The organism is Roseateles sp. GW823-FHT07B05 (assembly GCF_058794515.1).
On record NZ_JBXAGX010000006.1, the window covers coordinates 156682 to 173333 of the forward strand.

Below are 16652 nucleotides of genomic sequence, written 5' to 3' on the forward strand. Positions count from 1 at the left end.
GGGCACGCCCCGCGAGCATCGCCGTCCCCTCGGGGGACCGACCAAGGCTTGCCTTGGGCGAGGGGCTTCACGTTATGAACGACGTTCACCGCGGGTCTTCAGTTGGTCGAGAAGAACGGCGGCCAGCAGGATCAGGCCGCGCACGAGGTACTGGTAGAACGCGTCGACGTTCAACAGGTTCATGACGTTCTCGACCGTGCCCATGATGAGCACGCCGATGACGACGCCGAAGATGCGCGCCTTGCCGCCGGCCAGCGACACGCCGCCCAGCACGCAGGCGGAGATGACGTCCAGCTCGAAGCCGGTGGCCGCGTTGGGCTGGCCGCTGGTGATGCGCGCCGACAGGATCAGGCCGGCCAGCGCGGCGACGACACCCTGCAGCAGGAAGATCCACACGCGCAGCCGCTCGACGCGCACGCCCGCCAGCCGCGCGGCCTCGGGGTTGCCACCGATGGCCAGCGAGTTGCGGCCGAACACCGTGTGGTTGAGCAGCACGCCGAAGATGACGAAGCACACGCCCGTCATCCAGATCGGCAGCGGCAGGCCCAGCACGACGGTGTCGCCGAAGGCGAAGAAGCGCTCGTCGGCAATGCCGACCGCCTGGCCCTGCGACGCGATGAACGCAAGGCCGCGCACCATCAGCATCGTCGCCAGCGTAGCGATCAGCGCGTTGACACGCAGGTAGGCGATCAGCACGCCGTTGCCCGCGCCGATCAGCGCGCCGGCCAGCAGCCCGCCACCGATGGCCAGGCCCACGCTGCCGGTGCGCTCCAGCACCATGGCGCCCAGCACGCCGGCGAAGGCGATGGTGGAGCCGACGGAGAGGTCGAAGTCCCGCGAGGCCAGGCACAGCATCATGGTGCAGGCCACCATGCCGATCTGCGCGACCGACAGCAGCAGGCCGACGATGTTGGCGCCGGAGAAGAAGTTCTCGACCGTCAGCGCGAGCACGACGAACAGCAGGGCATAGCCCAGCGTCATGCTGTGTTCCTTGAGCAGGGCGCGGGAGGTTGAGTTCATGGCAGGGCTCGGCGACGCAGGGGTCGTTTGGGTGGTCGTGTTCATGTCAGTGCAGGGGCGCGACAGGCGCTCCGTCAGGAAGGGCGAGCGCGAGCGCGGCGGTCTCGCTGGCGTTGGCGCGGTCCAGCTCGCCGCTGATGCGGCCGTCGCGCATGACGATGAGGCGGTCGGAGATGCCCAGCACCTCGGGCAGCTCGCTGGAGATGACGATGACGCAGCAGCCCGAGGCGGCGACGTCGTGGATGATCTTGTAGATCTCGTTCTTGGCGCCCACGTCGATGCCGCGCGTCGGCTCGTCGAGGATGAGCACCTTCAGGCCCGGCTCGGCCAGCCAGCGCGCAAGGATGACCTTCTGCTGGTTGCCGCCCGACAGCAGGCGGATCTCCTGCTCGCGGTTGGGCGTCTTGATGCGCAGCTTCTTGATGAAGTCGTCGGCGCGCTGCGCCTCCTGGCCGTGGCGCAGGAAGACGCCCCCGGCGAGGCCGTGGCGGCGGCAGCTGATGTTGATGTTCTCGGCCACCGACGAGTGGGCCAGGATGCCCTGCTCCTTGCGGTCCTCCGGGCACAGCACGATGCCGGCGGCGATCGCGTCGGCGGGGCTGCCCGCGTTGACGGGCTGGCCGTCCAGCAGCACGGTGCCGGCGCGGCGCGGGTCGGCGCCGTACAGCAGCCGCATCAGCTCGCTGCGGCCGGCGCCCACCAGGCCGAAGAAGCCCAGCACCTCGCCGCCGCGCACCGAGAAGCTCAGCGGCTCCGCCAGCTCGTCGCCGTGCAGGCCACGCGCCTCCAGCCGGATGGGGCCATGCTGGCGCTCGCGGTAGTCGTAGATGTCCTTCACCTCGCGGCCCACCATGTCGCTGATGAGGCGGTCCCGCGGCACGTCGGCCATCACGTCGTGCGTGACGATCTTGCGGCCGTCGCGAAAGATGGTGCAGGCATCGCACAGCTCGTACAGCTCTTCGAGGCGGTGCGAGATGTAAATCAGCGTGCGGCCCTCAGAACGCAGGCGCTTGACGAGCTTGAACAGGATCTCGGTCTCGCGGTGCGACAGGCTGCTGGTGGGCTCGTCGAAGGCGATGACCTTGGCGTCCTGCATGACAGCCTTGCAGATCTCCACCATCTGGCGCTGCGCGATGGACAGGTCCGACAGGCGCGCCGCCGGGTCCAGCTCGACACCGATGGACGCCAGCTGCTCGGCCACCATCTTGCGGGCGGCCTTGTGGTCGACGAGGCCGAAGCGCGTGGGCAGGCGGCCCAGCAGCACGTTCTCGGCCACGGTCAGCTCGGCCACGTACTGCAGCTCCTGGTGGATGATGGCCACGCCGGCCGCGATGGCATCGCCGGCGGACGTGAAGTGGCGCTCCTGGCCGTCCACCACGAGGCGGCCGCCGTCGGGCTTGTACTGGCCGCCCAGGATCTTCAGCAGCGTGCTCTTGCCGGCGCCGTTCTCGCCGAGCAGGCCCATGACCTGACCTGGATGCGCCTCGAAGCTCACCCCGTTCAGCGCCTTGACGCCGGGGAAGACCTTGCTGATGTTGTCGAACTGCAGGGAAGACATCTCAGTGATTCACTTTGGATTCTGGGCACTTGCGAGCCGCGCGCCGGGCCGGTGCCGAGCCGGCACGGCGTGCGCGCGGCGCACCATCACAAGCCCATCTGCTTGCGGATCTCGGCCTGGTTGGCACGCGTCATCAGCACGCCGCTCGTCAGCGTGACGGGCGGCGGCGTCTTGCCCTTGGTGGCCCATTCGAAGATGGCGACGGCCGTCTCGTAGCCATGGCGCTTGGGGCTGATCAGCACGGTGCCGAAGAAGCCGGTGGCGGTGGGCTTGGTGAACTCGTTGAGCGCCGTCTGGCTGCCGCCGATGCCGATGGCCAGCATCGCGTCGGCCTTGATGCCGCGGCCTTCGCCGGCGCGCACGGCGCCTAAGGCGGCTTCGTCGTTGAGGCCGAAGGCGACCCACTTCTTGAACTTGGCGTTCTTCGTGAACGCGATGTTGGCCGCGTTGAAGGCGCTCTCGGTGTCGGTCTTGGCCTGCGGCGCGTCGACGACGTTGGCGGCCGGGATGCCGGCGGCCTTCAGCGCGTCGGCGGCGCCCATGGTGCGGTCACGGCCGGTGGGCAGCTGGTCGAAAGCCACGCGCAGCACGCCGACTTCGTCGAGCTTCCAGCCGCGGGCCTTGATCTCGGCCAGCAGCCCGGCGCCGACCTGCTTGCCGATCTCGTAGCCCGAGATGCCCATGTGCGGGATGTCGGCGATGGGCTTGCCGGCGCCGTCGACCAGTTGGTCGTCGACCGACATGACCTTCAGGTTGTGGCGCTTGGCGGCGCGGTTGATGGCCACGCCCAGCTTCACGTCGGGCGCGCAGATGACGAAGCCGACGGCTTTCTGCGCGGCCAGGTTGTCGATGGCGGCCAGCGTCTTCTCGCCGTTGGGCACGCCGATCTTCACGAGCGTGAAGCCCTTCTCCTTGGCGGCCTGTTCGGCGAACTTCCATTCGTCCTGGAACCAGGGCTCCTCGGCCTGCTTGACGAGGAAGCCGACCTTGACGGGATCGGCGGCCCGCGCCGCGAAGGGCGAGGCCAGCAGGGCCAGGGTGAGCGCGCGTCGTTGCATCTTCATGGTCGTCTCCTTAGTCTTCGAACAAAGTGTCTTCAACACCCAGCGCCTTCGGCAGGCGCAGACCGAACAGGCTGCCGGACAGCGGCTGCGCGGCCAGCGCATCGCGGCCCAGCTCCGCCCGGGCGGTGGTGAGCATCAGCTGGTCTGCATCCTCGCCGCCGATGGCGGGGCAGGTGGTGTGGGCGGCCGGGGCGCGCCATGCGCCCAACAGCCGACCGGCGGGGTCGTAGCGTGCCACACGGCCGGCACCCCACTGCGCGTTCCACAGGCAGCCTTCGGCGTCGATGACCGAACCGTCGGGCGAGGCACCGGCCTCGACCTGCGTGAACGGGCGCACGTTGTCGACCTGGGCGGTCTCGGCGTCGTAGTCGCACTGCTGGATGCGCTGGCTCAGCGAGTCGCAGAAGTACATCGTGCGGCCGTCCAGGCTGAAGCAGATGCTGTTGGCGATGGCCACTGCCGGCAGCGCCAGCCGGCGCAGGCCATGCTGCAGCGAGAACTGGTAGAAGCTGGCGATGGGCCGCTTTTCCTTCGCCTCGTTCAGCGTGCCGAACACGAAGTAGCCGCGCCGGTCGGTGCGGCCGTCGTTGATGCGGGTGCGCGGCTCGGCGGCGTCCACCGGCACCAGTGTCTGCAGTTGCATCAGCGCCAGGTTGTCCCCCAGCGTGGCGATGCAGAGGCGCTTGGCCAGCCCCAGCAGCACGCGGCCGGAGCGGGTGTGGGCAAAGCTGCCCAGCCGGTCCGGCAGGCGGCAGGACTCGGGCGCCGCCGCACCGGGCCGCCACGCATGCAGCGTGGCCGCCTCGATGTCGGTCCACCACCAGCGCCCGGCCTGCCATTGCAGGCCTTCGCCGAGGGTGGCGCCGAACGGCAGCGCCAGGTCGAGTTCGCCGCCTGGCTGCATCACAGGTCCAGGTGCAGCGACACCGCGTAGCGGCGGTCGTCCGCATAGGCGCCGCGGGCCAGGTCGCCCACGCCGTAGGTGCTGCGGCGCACCGTGCGCGTCAGGTTGTTGGCCTCGACGGCAAGCTTGAGCTGCGGCGTGATGGCCCAGCTGGCGTAGGCGTCCAGCATGCCGTAGCCCTTGATCGTGATCGGCGTCTGCGCGATGACCGTGCCGTTGCTCGGGTAGTAGTTGCTGGTGCCGGCCAGGTACTTGCTGCGGTAGTTGTAGGCCAGGCGCAGCGCGAACTGCTCGTAGTCGTACATGCCCACCAGGTTGTAGCTGTTGCGCGAGAGGCCTTCCAGCTGCGTCTTCTGGCCGTTGATGGGGCCGGGCGCCGAGCTGTCGACGTAGGTGGCGTTGGCCTGCAGGCCCAGGCCACGCAGCGCGCCGGGCAGGCTGGTGAAGAAGGCCTGGTAGCCGACCTCGATGCCCTTGACACTCCCGTCCTCGCCGTTGCCGGGCGTGGAGACGGTGTAGGTGGTGCCCTGGTAGGCCAGGCTCTGCGTCTGGGTCTGCAGGAAGCCGTCCACGCGCTTGTGGAAGACGGCGCCGTAGACGTGGTCGCTCTTGTTCAGGTAGTACTCGAGCGACAGGTCCAGCTGGCGGGCATGCAGCGCGCCCAGCGTCGGGTTGCCGAGGTAGCCGGTGCGGTCGTTGGCGTTCAGGCTCAGCGACGGCGTGAGCTGGTCGAAGTTGGGCTGCGTGACGACCTTGGACGCGCCGAAGCGGGCCACCAGCTTGTCCGTCAGGTCCAGCCGCGCGTTCAGGCTGGGCAGCCACTCGTTGTCGCTGGTCTTCAGCGTGGTGGGCGTGCCGGCGGCCGTGGTGTAGCGGCGTTCGCCCTGCGTGCGCACGTAGCGCAGGCCGACGTTGCCGGACAGCGGCAGGCCGGCCAGCTCGCTGTCGAAGTCGGCCACGCCGTAGGCGGCTTGCGTCTTCTCGCGGTAGTCGAAGGTCTGCGCGGCGTCGAAGGCCGGCACGGTCAGGCCCATCGCGGCGCGCGCGGTGGCGGGGTCGCGCAGCCAGGCCAGGTCGGTGACGGACAGCCACTGGCGCGGCGTGTTGCCGGCGCCGGCGTTCTTCAGCAGGTCGTCGTAGCCGATGACGCCGATCTTGGCGGCCAGCGCCGGCGCAGCACCCGCGACCGGGCCCGTGGCAGTGGCGCTCCACAGGTTGTCGATGGTGTTGATCTCGGCGCTGGTCGCCTTGCGGTCCGACAGGCGCAGGCCCGTGCGCACGCGCGCCAGCACGCCGTCCAGGCGGCGGTCACCGTCCAGGCGGAAGGTGGTTTCCTTGCCGGTGTTTTCCTGCTTGAAGTACAGCGCCTTGTCGGCCCAGTACTGCGACGGCGTCGTCAGGTCGGCCGCGCCGGCCAGCACCGGGTAGGCCGACGGCAGCTCGGTCGTCAGGTCGAAGCCGAAGCCGGGGTTGTTGGTCCACACGCCCAGGCGGGCTTCCTGGTAGATGCGGCTGAAGTCGCTCTGGGTGTGGCCCAGTTCGGACTTGACGGTCCAGTCCTGCACCTTCCACTTGCCGCTGACGGCGGCCTGCGTGGTCTTGGTGTCGTTGTCGGCAACGAAGGCCGACGTGCTCATGCTGGCGCCCCAGAACTTGCCGCTGGCGAGGTTGCCGTTGGCGTCCTTGGTGATGGCGCCGTTGGGCCACAGCGCGCCGAGGTTGGTCGTCGCGTTGAAGTTGGCCCAGAACGGCGAGCCGAAGAAGCCGTAGGTGTCGGTCTGCGTCTTCAGGCGCGTGTGGTGCAGGTCCAGCGCGTACTCGGTGTCGCGGTTGGGGCGGTACTGCAGCGCGGCGGTCACGCCGGTGCGGTCGCGCGTGCCCAGCTCGTAGGCGTTCCACACGCCGGTGGGCGCGAACGGGCCGGAGCCGTCGGCGATCTGCGCCGGCGCGCTCAGCTCCTGCGTGTCGGCGCGGTAGGCGCGCTTCTGCTTGGCGAGGCTGACGAGGGCGCCGAACTGCTGGCCGCCGCCCAGGTCCCAGCGGTTGCTGGCCAGCACGGAGCCTTCGAACTTGTTCTTGCCGGCCAGGTCGGCGTAGGTGCTCTTGACGGTGGCGGCCAGCTTGGTGCCGGTGAAGTCGAACGGCTTGCGGGTGCGCAGGTCGATGAGGCCGGCGATGCCGCCCTCGACCTGGTCGGCCGTGGGCGTCTTGTAGACGTCGGCACCGGCCAGCAGCTCGGCGGGCACGTCCTGGAAGGACAGGCCGCGTTCCTTGCCGGCGGTGAAGATGGAGCGGCCGTTCAGCAGCGTCTGCGTCTGCGACAGGCCGCGCACCTGCACGCGGTCGCCTTCGCCGCGGTTGCGCGAGATCTGCACGCCGGCGATGCGCTGCAGCGCCTCGGCGACGTTGGCGTCGGGCAGCTTGCCGATGTCGTCGGCGACGATGGAGTCGACGATCTGGTCGGCGTTGCGCTTGAGGTCCTGCGCCTTGGACAGGCTGGCCTTGATGCCGGTGACGACGACGGTCTCCAGGGACTCGGCGGCGGGGGCGGCAGGCGCGGCCTGCTGGGCCCAGGCCGGGGCAGCGAACAGCATGCTGGCGGCCAGGGCAAAGCGGTGGCGGGACGGGTTGAGGGTTCGGCGGGACATCGGATCTCCGGGTCTTATCGTTGATGGGCTGGGAGCCCTGCCGGCTCAGCGTCCGGCAGCCCGTAAGTTACGGATCTGTTTCATTCCGTACTAATCGAATATCAGGTCTTAACTATCTGAAATCCGTATAGGTCACGGCGCGATGGCGACCCGACGGACGGTCAGCAGGCGCGCGCCGCGCAGTTCGGCCACCTGGGTCTGGCCGGCGGCGAAGGCCGGGCGGTGGGCGGCGTCGATGTAGATGGGCGCGTCGGCGCGCAGCGGCAGCACGCTGAGTTTCAGCTCGGCGCCGGGCTTCAGGCCGAACTGCTTCAGGCCGATCTGCCAGCGCTGGCCGTTGTAGTACCAGTCGTCCAGCATCGTCGTGCCGGAGAACACGCGGCCAATGTCGCCGACGAAGTCCAGCTCCAGCAGCACGTCTTCGTCCCTGGGCAGCTGCGCGGGCAGCTGCAGCGACCACGTCGCCGCCGTGGCGAATGCCTCGGGGATGGGCTGCACGGCCGCACCGGCCAGGCCGCCCTTGAGCACCTTGGGCGCATTGCCGGCCGCGCGCGTGGCGGCGATGTGCAGCGCGGGCTGGGCGGGGTCGCCGGCCACATCCAGGCGCTGCAGCACGCCGTCCTGCGACACCTTCAGGCCGGCGGCAGCCGGCTTGGCCAGCGCCGGGAACACGGCGGCGCGCAGCGGCTGCGGGCCCACGCCACGCAGTTGCAGGCGGCCGTCGGCCACCCAGGCCTGTTGTTCGGAGAACACAAGCCGGCGCTGGCCAGCCAGTTCCAGCACGTTCAGCTGGGCCAGTTGCTCGGGCGCCAGCAGCAGCACGCTGACGGCGCGGCCGTTGGCGCCGGTGCCGAGGCGCTGCAGCTGCGTGGCGTCGGGCTTGAGCGCCTTCAGGCCGTCGGGCAGCGAGAACTCCGCCTCCACGCCGGCCGTGGCCGCGAACACGTGCACGATGCCCTGCGCACCGGCGTCCACGCGCGCGACCGGCTGGGCCGCGGCGTAGCGCAGCTTCACGCCGTCCAGGTCCAGGTTGACGGGCCAGACGAAGTAGGCGCCGTTCGGCAGGTCCACCGGCTTGCTCGGCAGCGTGACCGGGCCGCCCGGCAGCTGCACCTCGAAGCGCACGCCGACCTGCGCCGGCATGGCGTACTGGCGCACATGGTTGTTGAAGAACAGGAAGGCGCTGTCGCCGTTGGCGCGCACGGCCCAGCGCGGCGTCTGCAGGTCGGCCGGGTTGGCGGGCGAGCGCTCGGGCTGACGCACGGTCATCGTCGCCAGCGCGGCGCCGTAGTCGCGCAGGAAGTAGTGGAACGGGCGCAGCCTGGTCAGCACCTCGCGCTGCTGGCCATCCGGGCCCAGCGGCGCCTGGAAGTCGTAGTTGATGCGCGGCGTGTCGTTGTAGCCGCCGCTCAAGCTGCTTTCCTCCAGGCCCGTGCCGCCCGCGCCGACCGGGTTGCGGCCGCCGTGGAACATGTAATAGCCCAGCAGGTTCACGCCCGAGCCGATCTGCACCGGCAGCATGGCGGCGATGTCGTCCGGCGACACCAGCGTGCGGCGGCGGTACATGGCCGGCAGGCCGGGGCCGTACTCGGCGCCGAAGAAGGGCACCTTGTCCTTGTCGGTCTCGGCGGTGCCGGCACCGTGGGACTTGGTCTGCGCGCCCAGGTCGCCACTGACGCGGGTGTTGAAGCGGAACGCGTGCGTCTCCTTCGGAGCCAGCTCCCGGGTGCTGGTCGCCCAGGGCTCGTCCGGGTAGCCGCCGAACACGGGCATGACCTCGCCCGACGGGTAGACGGCGCCGTCCCAGCCGGTCACGGTGTACATGGGCACGTCCATGCCGGCCTTCAGCGCGAGCTTCTTCAGCGCACTGATGTGCTCCTCGCCGCGGCCGGGGCCGCGCAGGTTGTATTCGTTCTCCAGCTGCACGCCGATGACGGGGCCGCCGTCCTTCCACAGCAGGCCCTGGATCTGCTTGCCGATCTGGCCGTAGAGCCGGTCCACCAGCGCCAGGTACTCGGGGTCGTTGCCGCGCGTGGGCATGGCGTCCACCACCCAGTCGGGGATGCCGCCGTAGCGCACCTCGCCGTGGCACCACGGGCCCAGGCGCACGACCACCTTCAGGCCCGCCGCCTGCGCCAGCTGCACGAAGCGGCGCAGGTCATGGTTGCCGCGCCAGTTGAACGCACCGGGCTGTTCCTCATGGTGGTTCCAGAACACATAGGTCGCCACGACGTCCAGGCCCGCGGCCTTCATCAGGCGCAACTGGTCGGCCCACTGCGAGGCCGGCGCACGCGTGAAGTGGTACTCGCCCATGACCGGCAGCCAGGGCTTGCCGTCCTTCAGCAGGTACTGGCTGTTGGCGGCCAGCGTCTCGCCCTTGGGCGACGTGGCCGCGCCCAGCTTCAGGTAGCCGGTCGTCGGCGCCGGCACGGCGGCGCGGGCGTCGAGCTTGAGCAGCGTGTCGGCGCCGGCCGCAGAGGCGAGCGCCCCCAGCAGCAGCGCCGCGGTCAGCGGACGGATGCAGAACATGCAGTCTCCAGGTTTTGCTTTTTTCTTAGAGCGAGCGCCAGCCTTGGGCAAAGGCTTTGGCGCGCTGGGCGACTTCGGCCGCCGTCAGGCCCGGGGCATACAGCGCCGAACCCAGCCCGAAGCCGGCCGCGCCGGCCTTGACGTACGGGCCCATGTTGTCCGGCGTGATGCCGCCCACGGGCAGCAGCTTCAAGGCCTTGGGCAGCACCGCGCGCATCGCCTTCACGATGGCGGGCGTGATGAGCTCGGCCGGGAACAGCTTGACCGCATCGGCGCCGGCGTTGACGGCGGCGAAGGCCTCCGTCGGCGTCGCCGCGCCGGGCACGCAGAACAGGCCACGCGCCTTGGCAGCGCGGATGACCTCCACGTCGGCATGCGGCATGACGATGACGCGGCCGCCCGCGGCCTGCACGTCGGCCACGGCCTGCACGCTCAGCACGGTGCCGGCGCCGACGACGGCGTCCGCCGGCATGCGGCGCGCCAGGCGGGCGATGGAGTCCAGCGCGTCGGGCGAGTTCAGCGGCACCTCGATGACGCGAAAGCCCTCGGCGTAGACGGCGTCGGCAATCGCCTCCACCTCATCGGGCTTGACGCCGCGCAGGATGGCGACGAGGGGCAGGTGTTGCAGGGCTTGTTCGAGCATGTCGGTTCAGAAATTCATCGTTTGCGCCAGCGCCCACAGGCCGGCCGGCGCGGTGTTGTCCAGCAGCAGCGGCGCGGGCTGGCCCAAGTGCGTCAGCGCCTGCGCGTAGCGGGCGCACAGCGCGGGGTCGCCGATGAGCGCCACGCGGGGCACATCGCCCTTCAGCTCGCTCGCCAGTTCATGGCCGATCAGCAGGCCGGACAGGTAGTCGGGCAGCTGCTCGGCAGACAGCTGCTTGAACAGGCCCAGCGTGCGCACGGCGAACAGCTGGTGGCCGAGACCGCCCTCTTGCTTCGCGGCGTCCACGCCCTTCAGGAAGGCCTCGGGCGATGCCGGCGAGCTGCCGTCGGCCGGCATCAGGCGGTTCAGCACCGAATGCTGGCGCAGCAGCGCGAACAGCTCGCCGGTCATGTGCGTGGCAAAGCCCGTCACGCGGCCGGCCTTCACGCGCGCCCACTTGGAATGTGTGCCCGGCAGCACCAGGCAGGCCTCTTCAGCCAGCTCGGGATGCTGCGCCAGCGCGCCGACGATCTGCGTCTCCTCGCCGCGCATCACGTCGGGCTGCGCCGCGTCGTCGACGAGGCCGGGCACGATGCCGAGCTGGTCATCCAGCGTCAGCAGTTGCGCCGCCAGCGCCGCCGCGTCGGCCGGGCAGCGCACATAGGGCGCCTCGCGCCAGCCGTACTGGCTGCCCACCATGCCGCAGGCCAGCAGCTTCAGCGCCGGGTGCTCGGCGCGCCAGTCGCCCACCAGCGCGGCCAGCGCCGCGGCGTAGGCATCGGCCCCTTTCAGCGTGGCCGCACCGTCGTTGGACTGGCGCGTCGCCAACACCTCGCCGCCGTCGCCCAGCAGGAAGGCACGCAGCCGCGTGCTGCCCCAGTCGAGCGCGATGAGCCGGGCGGCAGCCATCACCATTCGGCGACCGAGCCGTCGGCGTGGCGCCACACGGGGTTGCGCCAGTCGGGCGGGTTCTTGCTGGCCTCGATGACGCGCTCCTCGTCGATCTCGACGCCCAGGCCCGGCTTGCGCAGCGGGTTGATGAAGCCGTCCTCGATGCGGAAGTCGTCCTTGTTCTTGACGAAGTCCAGCAGCTCGGCGCCCTTGTTGTAGTGGATGCCCATGCTCTGCTCCTGCAGCACGGCGTTGTGGGACACGAAGTCCACCGCCAGGCAGGACGCCAGCGCCACCGGGCCCAGCGGGCAGTGCGGCGCGAAGGCCACGTCGTGCGCCTCGGCCATCGCCGCGATCTTGAAGCACTCGGTGATGCCGCCGGCGTGTGACAGGTCGGGCTGCACGATGGAGATGCCGCCGGCCTGGAACACGCGCTTGAAGTCGAAGCGCGAGAACATGCGCTCGCCGGCCGCCAGCGGGATGGCGGTCTGCTCGGCGAGCTTGGGGTAGTACTCGGCCTGCTCGGCCAGCACCGGCTCCTCGACGAACAGCGGGCGGTAGGGCTCCAGCGCCTTCAGCAGCGGCTTGGCCATCGGCGCGGCCACGCGGCCGTGGAAGTCGATGCCGAACTCGATGTCATGGCCGAAGGCCGCGCGGATCTCGGCGATGCGGGCCACCGCCTCGTCGATCTTGCGCGCGCTGTCGACGATGCCCAGCTCCTCGGTGCCGTTCATCTTGAAGGTGTCGAAGCCGCCTTCGCGCAGACGCTTGATGTCGCGGATGATGTCCGCCGGGCGGTCACCGCCGACCCAGGAGTACACCTTCATCTTGTCGCGCACCAGGCCGCCCAGCAGCTCGTAGACGGGCTGGTTCATGACCTTGCCCTTGATGTCCCACAGCGCCTGGTCGATGCCGGCGATGGCGCTCATCAGGATGGGGCCGCCGCGGTAGAAGCCCGCGCGGTACATGACCTGCCACAGGTCGTTGATGCGGGACGGGTCCTGGCCCACCAGGTACTCCGACAGCTCGTGCACGGCCGCCTCGACGGTGCGCGCACGGCCCTCGATAACCGGCTCCCCCCAGCCGACGACGCCTTCGTCGGTCTCGATCTTCAGGAACATCCACCGCGGCGGAACGCGGTAGGTCGTCAGCTTCGTGATTCGCATGGGCTCAGCAGTCGTTTCATTAACGACCGGAGCTTAGGAGGGGCAGCTAGTTCTGAAATATTGTTTCTTTCGCTTCAACTATGTGCAGTTGATATAGCTGACCCAAAAAGCACTTCATGACACCCGCATTGCAACCTCAAATTTCTAGGGTTAACCCTTGACGCACTAGTGCAAACCCTTAAACTGGCGATGCATCAACAAAGCACAAAGGGAAAGAAATGGAACTCCTCGTCATCAGCCTGGCCTTCTCGGTGGTTGCTCTCATCGCCCAGTTCGGCGACTTCATGAGCCGCCGCGCCGCCGCCAACGCCATCGGCGCCTGAAGACAGGCGGGCGCCCTGCAGGCGCCCATCGGCCCGTGAACGGGCCTGGGACCGGTCCCGCCAATCCAGCGACCACGGCCCCCTGAAGAATTGAACGGCCTGGGCACGGAGTGCGCACATCGCGCGCTTCGTGCCGAGGCCGTTTTGCATGGGCCGCGCGGCGGCCCGGGCCGGGCTCAATCCGGCCGGCGGCGCCGCAGTGCCAGCGCCCCCGCGGCCAGCCCGGCCAGCCACACGGCGGAGGCTGCACCACCACCAGAAGGCGCCGGGGACGGCGACGGTGTGGGAGCGGGTGTCGGAGCGGGCGTGGGGGCCGGCGTCGGGGCCGGCGTCGGGGCCGGTGCGGGAGCCGGCGGCGTCGGCACCGGGATGGCCGTGTTGCCCTGCAGCGTGCCGCAGCGGCTCAGCGCCGCGCTCTGCAGGCCCTGCGTGCTGCGCGTGGGCGCCGTGTAGGTCGTCGGCGTCAGCGCGTACTTGACGGCCTCGGCCGCGTCCAGCAGGCCGGCGCCGCCGGTCGTCGCGTTCAGCGTGCAGCGCTGCGCCAGCACGGGCGTGGCCGGGCAGTAGCCCAGCGCATAGGCCGTCACATGCGGGCGGGCGCTGGCCTTCAGGCCGGTCTCGACCTGCGCCAGCGTCAGCGCCGGGTTGGCCGACCACATCAGCGCGGCCGCGCCGGCCACCTGCGGCGCGGCGAAGCTGGTGCCGCTGACGGCGCCATAGCCCGCCGTGGACGGACCGGTGGTGCCGCCGTTGGTCGTCGACACGATGCCGGTGTCCGCCAGATCGGCGTCGCAACTGGCGCCGTTGTTGGCGTCGCCACCGGGCGCGGACAGCTGCACCTGCGTGCCGTGGTTGGAGTAGATGGCCTTGAAGCCCTGGCGGTTGGTGGCGGCCACGGCGAACACGCCGGCGCAGTTGGCCGGCCGCGCAACGCCCTTGCCCTCGTTGCCCGCCGCCGCAACGATGAACACGCCCAGGTTGCGCAGCTCGGTGATCGCGTCGGCATACAGCCGCGCGGCCGCGGCCACCTCGGGCTTGGCGTCGGTCAGGCTGCACGACGTGCCCTGCACGCTGGCGAAGCCGATGACCAGCACCTTGGCCGGATTGGGGTTGGCCGGCACGCCGGACACCGCCAGGCCCGCGGCCCAGCGCATGCCGTCCACCATGTCGGCCACCGACGCGCCGCACTTGCCCGACACGCGCACCGGCAGGATGCGTGCGTTCCAGTTGATGCCCGCCACGCCGTTGGCGTTGTTGGTCACCGCGCCCAGCTGCCCGGCCACCAGCGTGCCGTGCCAGCTGCTCTTGGGGCGCACGACACAGCCGTCCCACAACGCCGTGTTGGCGTTGAACTCGGTCTGCGTCAGCGCGTCGCCGGGGTCGTTGGCGCCAGCGCTGCGGCCGGTGCCGCCGTTGTTGGCGTACTCGGGCTTGCTGACGAAGTTGTAGCCCGGCAGCAGGTTGGTGTTGAGGTCGGCGTGCGACGTGACGCCAGTGTCCAGCACGGCGATGACGGGCGCGGCCGAGCCCTTGGTCGTGTCCCAGGCCTTCGTGAAGTTGGCGGCGGCGGCGTTGCCGGTGTCACTCTGGTCGTCCAGCCACCACTGCGCGTTGGCCGGGTCGGTGGCGCGGAACAGCGAGTCGCTGGGCACGGCTGCGCGCTGCTCGTGCAGGTCGGGCATGGCGTGGGCCAGGCGCTTGTCGGTGCGCAGGCGGGCCAGCCAGGTCGTGGCCTGCGGGCCGCCGGCCGGCGCCTGCACGCGCCACCAGCCGGAGCCCAACGGGCGGTCGGCCGTCAGCGGCAGGCCGGTGTCGGCCAGCACGCGGGCCAGCTCGGCCTGCTGCTGCGCCTCGCCGCGGCCGGCATCGGCCAGCTTGACGATCAGCGTCGTCGTCGCCGAGGCCGCCGGGGCGGAGGCCATCACCGGCTGCACGCGCGCCGCGAGGCCGATGGCCGACACGGCGACGCCGGCCACCGTGGCGGCGGCGACCAACTGGTTGAGACGAAACGCCCGCGTCATCGGATGCGACGGGCGGGGCGGCGGGGTCAGGGCAGGCAGGGTCTTCATCGAGGCGAGACGGTAGTGAGCCGCGGTGAAGGGGCCATGACATGAACCCAACGGACCACGGCGACCGTCACGCCGTCGTCATTCATGTCGCGGTCATTGCAGCTTCCTAAGCTGCGCGGCCCATGACCTCACCCGCCCTCCCCCTTCGCCGCCGCGGCTTCACGCTGCTGGAACTGCTCGTCGTCATGGTCATCATCGGCCTGCTGGCGGGCTACGTCGGCCCGAAGTTCTTCGGCCAGATCGGCAAGAGCGAGGTCAAGGCGGCGCGCGCGCAGATCGATGCGCTGCAGAAGTCGCTGGACCAGTACCGGCTCGATGTGGGCCGCTACCCGAGCACCGAGCAGGGCCTGGCGGTGCTGGTCAGCAAGCCGGCCGATGAGCCCAAGTGGGCCGGGCCCTACCTCGCCAAGGCGCTGCCCAAGGACCCCTGGGGCCACGACTACCAGTACCGCGCGCCGGGCGAGCATGGCGAGTACGACCTGCTGTCGTTCGGCAAGGACGGTCGCGCCGGCGGCGAGGGCGAAGACGCGGATCTCACGTCCTGGTGAACACCGTGAACGAGTTCGACGTCCGCTACCTCGACGCGCAGCGCCAGCCGGCGCAGGCGCGCGTGCGGGCGGCAGACGCGGGCGGCGTGGCGGCGGCGCTGGGCCTGTCGCCCGCGGCGCTGCTGGCTGTGGAACCGGTAAAGGCCACCGCGCTGAAGGCCGCGCGCGGTGGCCGCTTCCCGCGCCGGCAGTTCGCGCAGCAGCTGGCCGTGCTGCTGCGCGCCGGCATCCCGCTGCTGGAGGCGCTGCAGACGCTGCAGTCGCAGGACAACCCGCCCGCCGTCACGACCGCGCTGGCCGGCGTCGTCGAGCGTGTGCAGCTGGGCGAGTCGTTCTCCACCGCGCTGGCGTCGCAGCCGCAGGCCTTCGACGCGCTGTTCGTCGCCATCGTGGAGGCCAGCGAGCGCAGCGGCCAGGTGGAGCAGGCGCTGGCCGAGCAGGCGAGCTACCTGGCCTGGGTGGAGCAGCTGCGCAGCAAGCTCGTCGCCGCGGCCATCTACCCGGCGATGCTGATCACGGCGGGCACGGTGGTGGTGCTGTTCCTGCTCGTGTTCGTCGTGCCGCGCTTCGCGGGCCTGCTGGACGGCGTGGGCGGCGAGCTGCCGTTCGCATCGCGCCTGCTGATCGCCGTCGGCGCGTTCAGCGGCGCGCATCCGGTGGCGCTGCTGCTGATGGCAGCGGGGCTGGTGGCGCTGCCGGTGCTGGCCTGGCAACGCGGGTTGAAGGAGGCGCTGCAGGCGCGGCTGTGGCGGCTGCCCTTGATCGGCCCGAAGCTGCATCTGCTGGCGCTGGCGCAGTTGTACCGGTGCCTGGCGATGCTGCTGCTGGCGGGCGTGCCCATCGTGCCGGCGCTGGTGAACGCGCGTGGCGTGGCGGCGTCGCACCTGCGCGCGGCACTGGACCGCGCGACCGAGGCCGTGCGGCTGGGCGAGCGGCTGTCGGCCTGCCTGCAACGCGAAGGGCTGGCGACGCCGGTATCGCTGCGCATGCTGAAGGTGGGCGAGCACAGCGGCGAGCTGGGCGCGATGCTGGCGCAGGCGGCGGGGTTCTACGACGAGGAGCTGTCGCGGCTGTCGGAGCTGGTGACGCGGCTGGTCAATCCGGTGTTGATGCTGTTGATGGGGCTGGTGATCGGCACGGTGGTGGTGCTGATGTACCTGCCGATCTTTCAGTTGGTGGAGCAGGTGCAGTGAGCGGGTTGCTTCGTCGTCGCTTTGGCCTGGCGGCCAGGCCCAGCCGGGAATTCGCCCCGGCGGGCGACCTACTTTCTGGGCGACCAGAAAGTAGGC

12 protein-coding genes are annotated in these 16652 nt (G+C 70.4%); 2 read left to right on the forward strand and 10 right to left on the reverse strand.

Annotated elements, in window-relative coordinates; all coding sequences use genetic code 11:
• Positions 1-72: 72 nt before the first annotated feature.
• The 10 genes from araH to AC1Q7O_RS15110 all read right to left on the reverse strand — a co-directional run bounded on the left by araH (position 73) and on the right by AC1Q7O_RS15110 (position 14767).
• Entirely contained in the window at positions 73-1065 is a 993-nt protein-coding gene (gene araH, locus AC1Q7O_RS15065; RefSeq protein WP_492657912.1) for an L-arabinose ABC transporter permease AraH, read from the reverse strand.
• Position 1066: 1 nt separating this feature from the next.
• Positions 1067-2578 (reverse strand): L-arabinose ABC transporter ATP-binding protein AraG, encoded by a 1512-nt coding sequence (araG, locus tag AC1Q7O_RS15070; protein ID WP_492657913.1) that lies wholly within the window; start codon positions 2576-2578, stop codon positions 1067-1069.
• An 86-nt stretch (positions 2579-2664) separates the two neighbouring features.
• Positions 2665-3636 (reverse strand): arabinose ABC transporter substrate-binding protein, encoded by a 972-nt coding sequence (locus tag AC1Q7O_RS15075; RefSeq protein WP_492658103.1) that lies wholly within the window; start codon positions 3634-3636, stop codon positions 2665-2667.
• A gap of 16 nt (positions 3637-3652) precedes the next feature.
• On the reverse strand, positions 3653-4546 hold the full coding sequence (locus AC1Q7O_RS15080) for an SMP-30/gluconolactonase/LRE family protein (RefSeq protein WP_492657914.1): 894 nt from the start codon (positions 4544-4546) through the stop codon (positions 3653-3655).
• Positions 4546-7194 (reverse strand): TonB-dependent receptor, encoded by a 2649-nt coding sequence (locus AC1Q7O_RS15085; RefSeq protein ID WP_492657915.1) that lies wholly within the window; start codon positions 7192-7194, stop codon positions 4546-4548. Before AC1Q7O_RS15085 ends, AC1Q7O_RS15080 begins: the two co-directional genes overlap by 1 nt.
• A gap of 132 nt (positions 7195-7326) precedes the next feature.
• Positions 7327-9723 carry a beta-galactosidase gene (locus AC1Q7O_RS15090; RefSeq protein ID WP_492657916.1) on the reverse strand — a complete coding sequence of 799 codons (2397 nt, stop codon included), beginning with the start codon at positions 9721-9723 and terminating at the stop codon, positions 7327-7329.
• Between the two features lie 25 nt (positions 9724-9748).
• A complete protein-coding gene (locus AC1Q7O_RS15095; protein WP_492657917.1) occupies positions 9749-10366 on the reverse strand; it encodes a 2-dehydro-3-deoxy-6-phosphogalactonate aldolase in 618 nt (205 codons plus the stop codon).
• Between the two features lie 6 nt (positions 10367-10372).
• On the reverse strand, positions 10373-11275 hold the full coding sequence (locus AC1Q7O_RS15100; RefSeq protein WP_492657918.1) for a 2-dehydro-3-deoxygalactonokinase: 903 nt from the start codon (positions 11273-11275) through the stop codon (positions 10373-10375).
• Complete coding sequence (gene dgoD, locus AC1Q7O_RS15105) at positions 11275-12423, reverse strand: galactonate dehydratase (RefSeq protein WP_492657919.1); 1149 nt, start codon at positions 12421-12423, stop codon at positions 11275-11277. The genes AC1Q7O_RS15100 and dgoD overlap by 1 nt, the downstream gene beginning before the upstream one ends.
• A 499-nt stretch (positions 12424-12922) precedes the next feature.
• Positions 12923-14767 (reverse strand): S8 family serine peptidase, encoded by a 1845-nt coding sequence (locus tag AC1Q7O_RS15110; protein ID WP_492657920.1) that lies wholly within the window; start codon positions 14765-14767, stop codon positions 12923-12925.
• Between the two features lie 170 nt (positions 14768-14937).
• On the opposite strand from AC1Q7O_RS15110, the gene gspG reads away from it, so the two are divergent.
• Both gspG and AC1Q7O_RS15120 read left to right on the forward strand, forming a co-directional pair.
• Positions 14938-15363 (forward strand): type II secretion system major pseudopilin GspG, encoded by a 426-nt coding sequence (gene gspG / locus AC1Q7O_RS15115; protein WP_492657921.1) that lies wholly within the window; start codon positions 14938-14940, stop codon positions 15361-15363.
• A gap of 5 nt (positions 15364-15368) precedes the next feature.
• A complete protein-coding gene (locus AC1Q7O_RS15120; protein WP_492662716.1) occupies positions 15369-16556 on the forward strand; it encodes a type II secretion system F family protein in 1188 nt (395 codons plus the stop codon).
• The last annotated feature ends 96 nt before the right edge of the window (positions 16557-16652 follow it).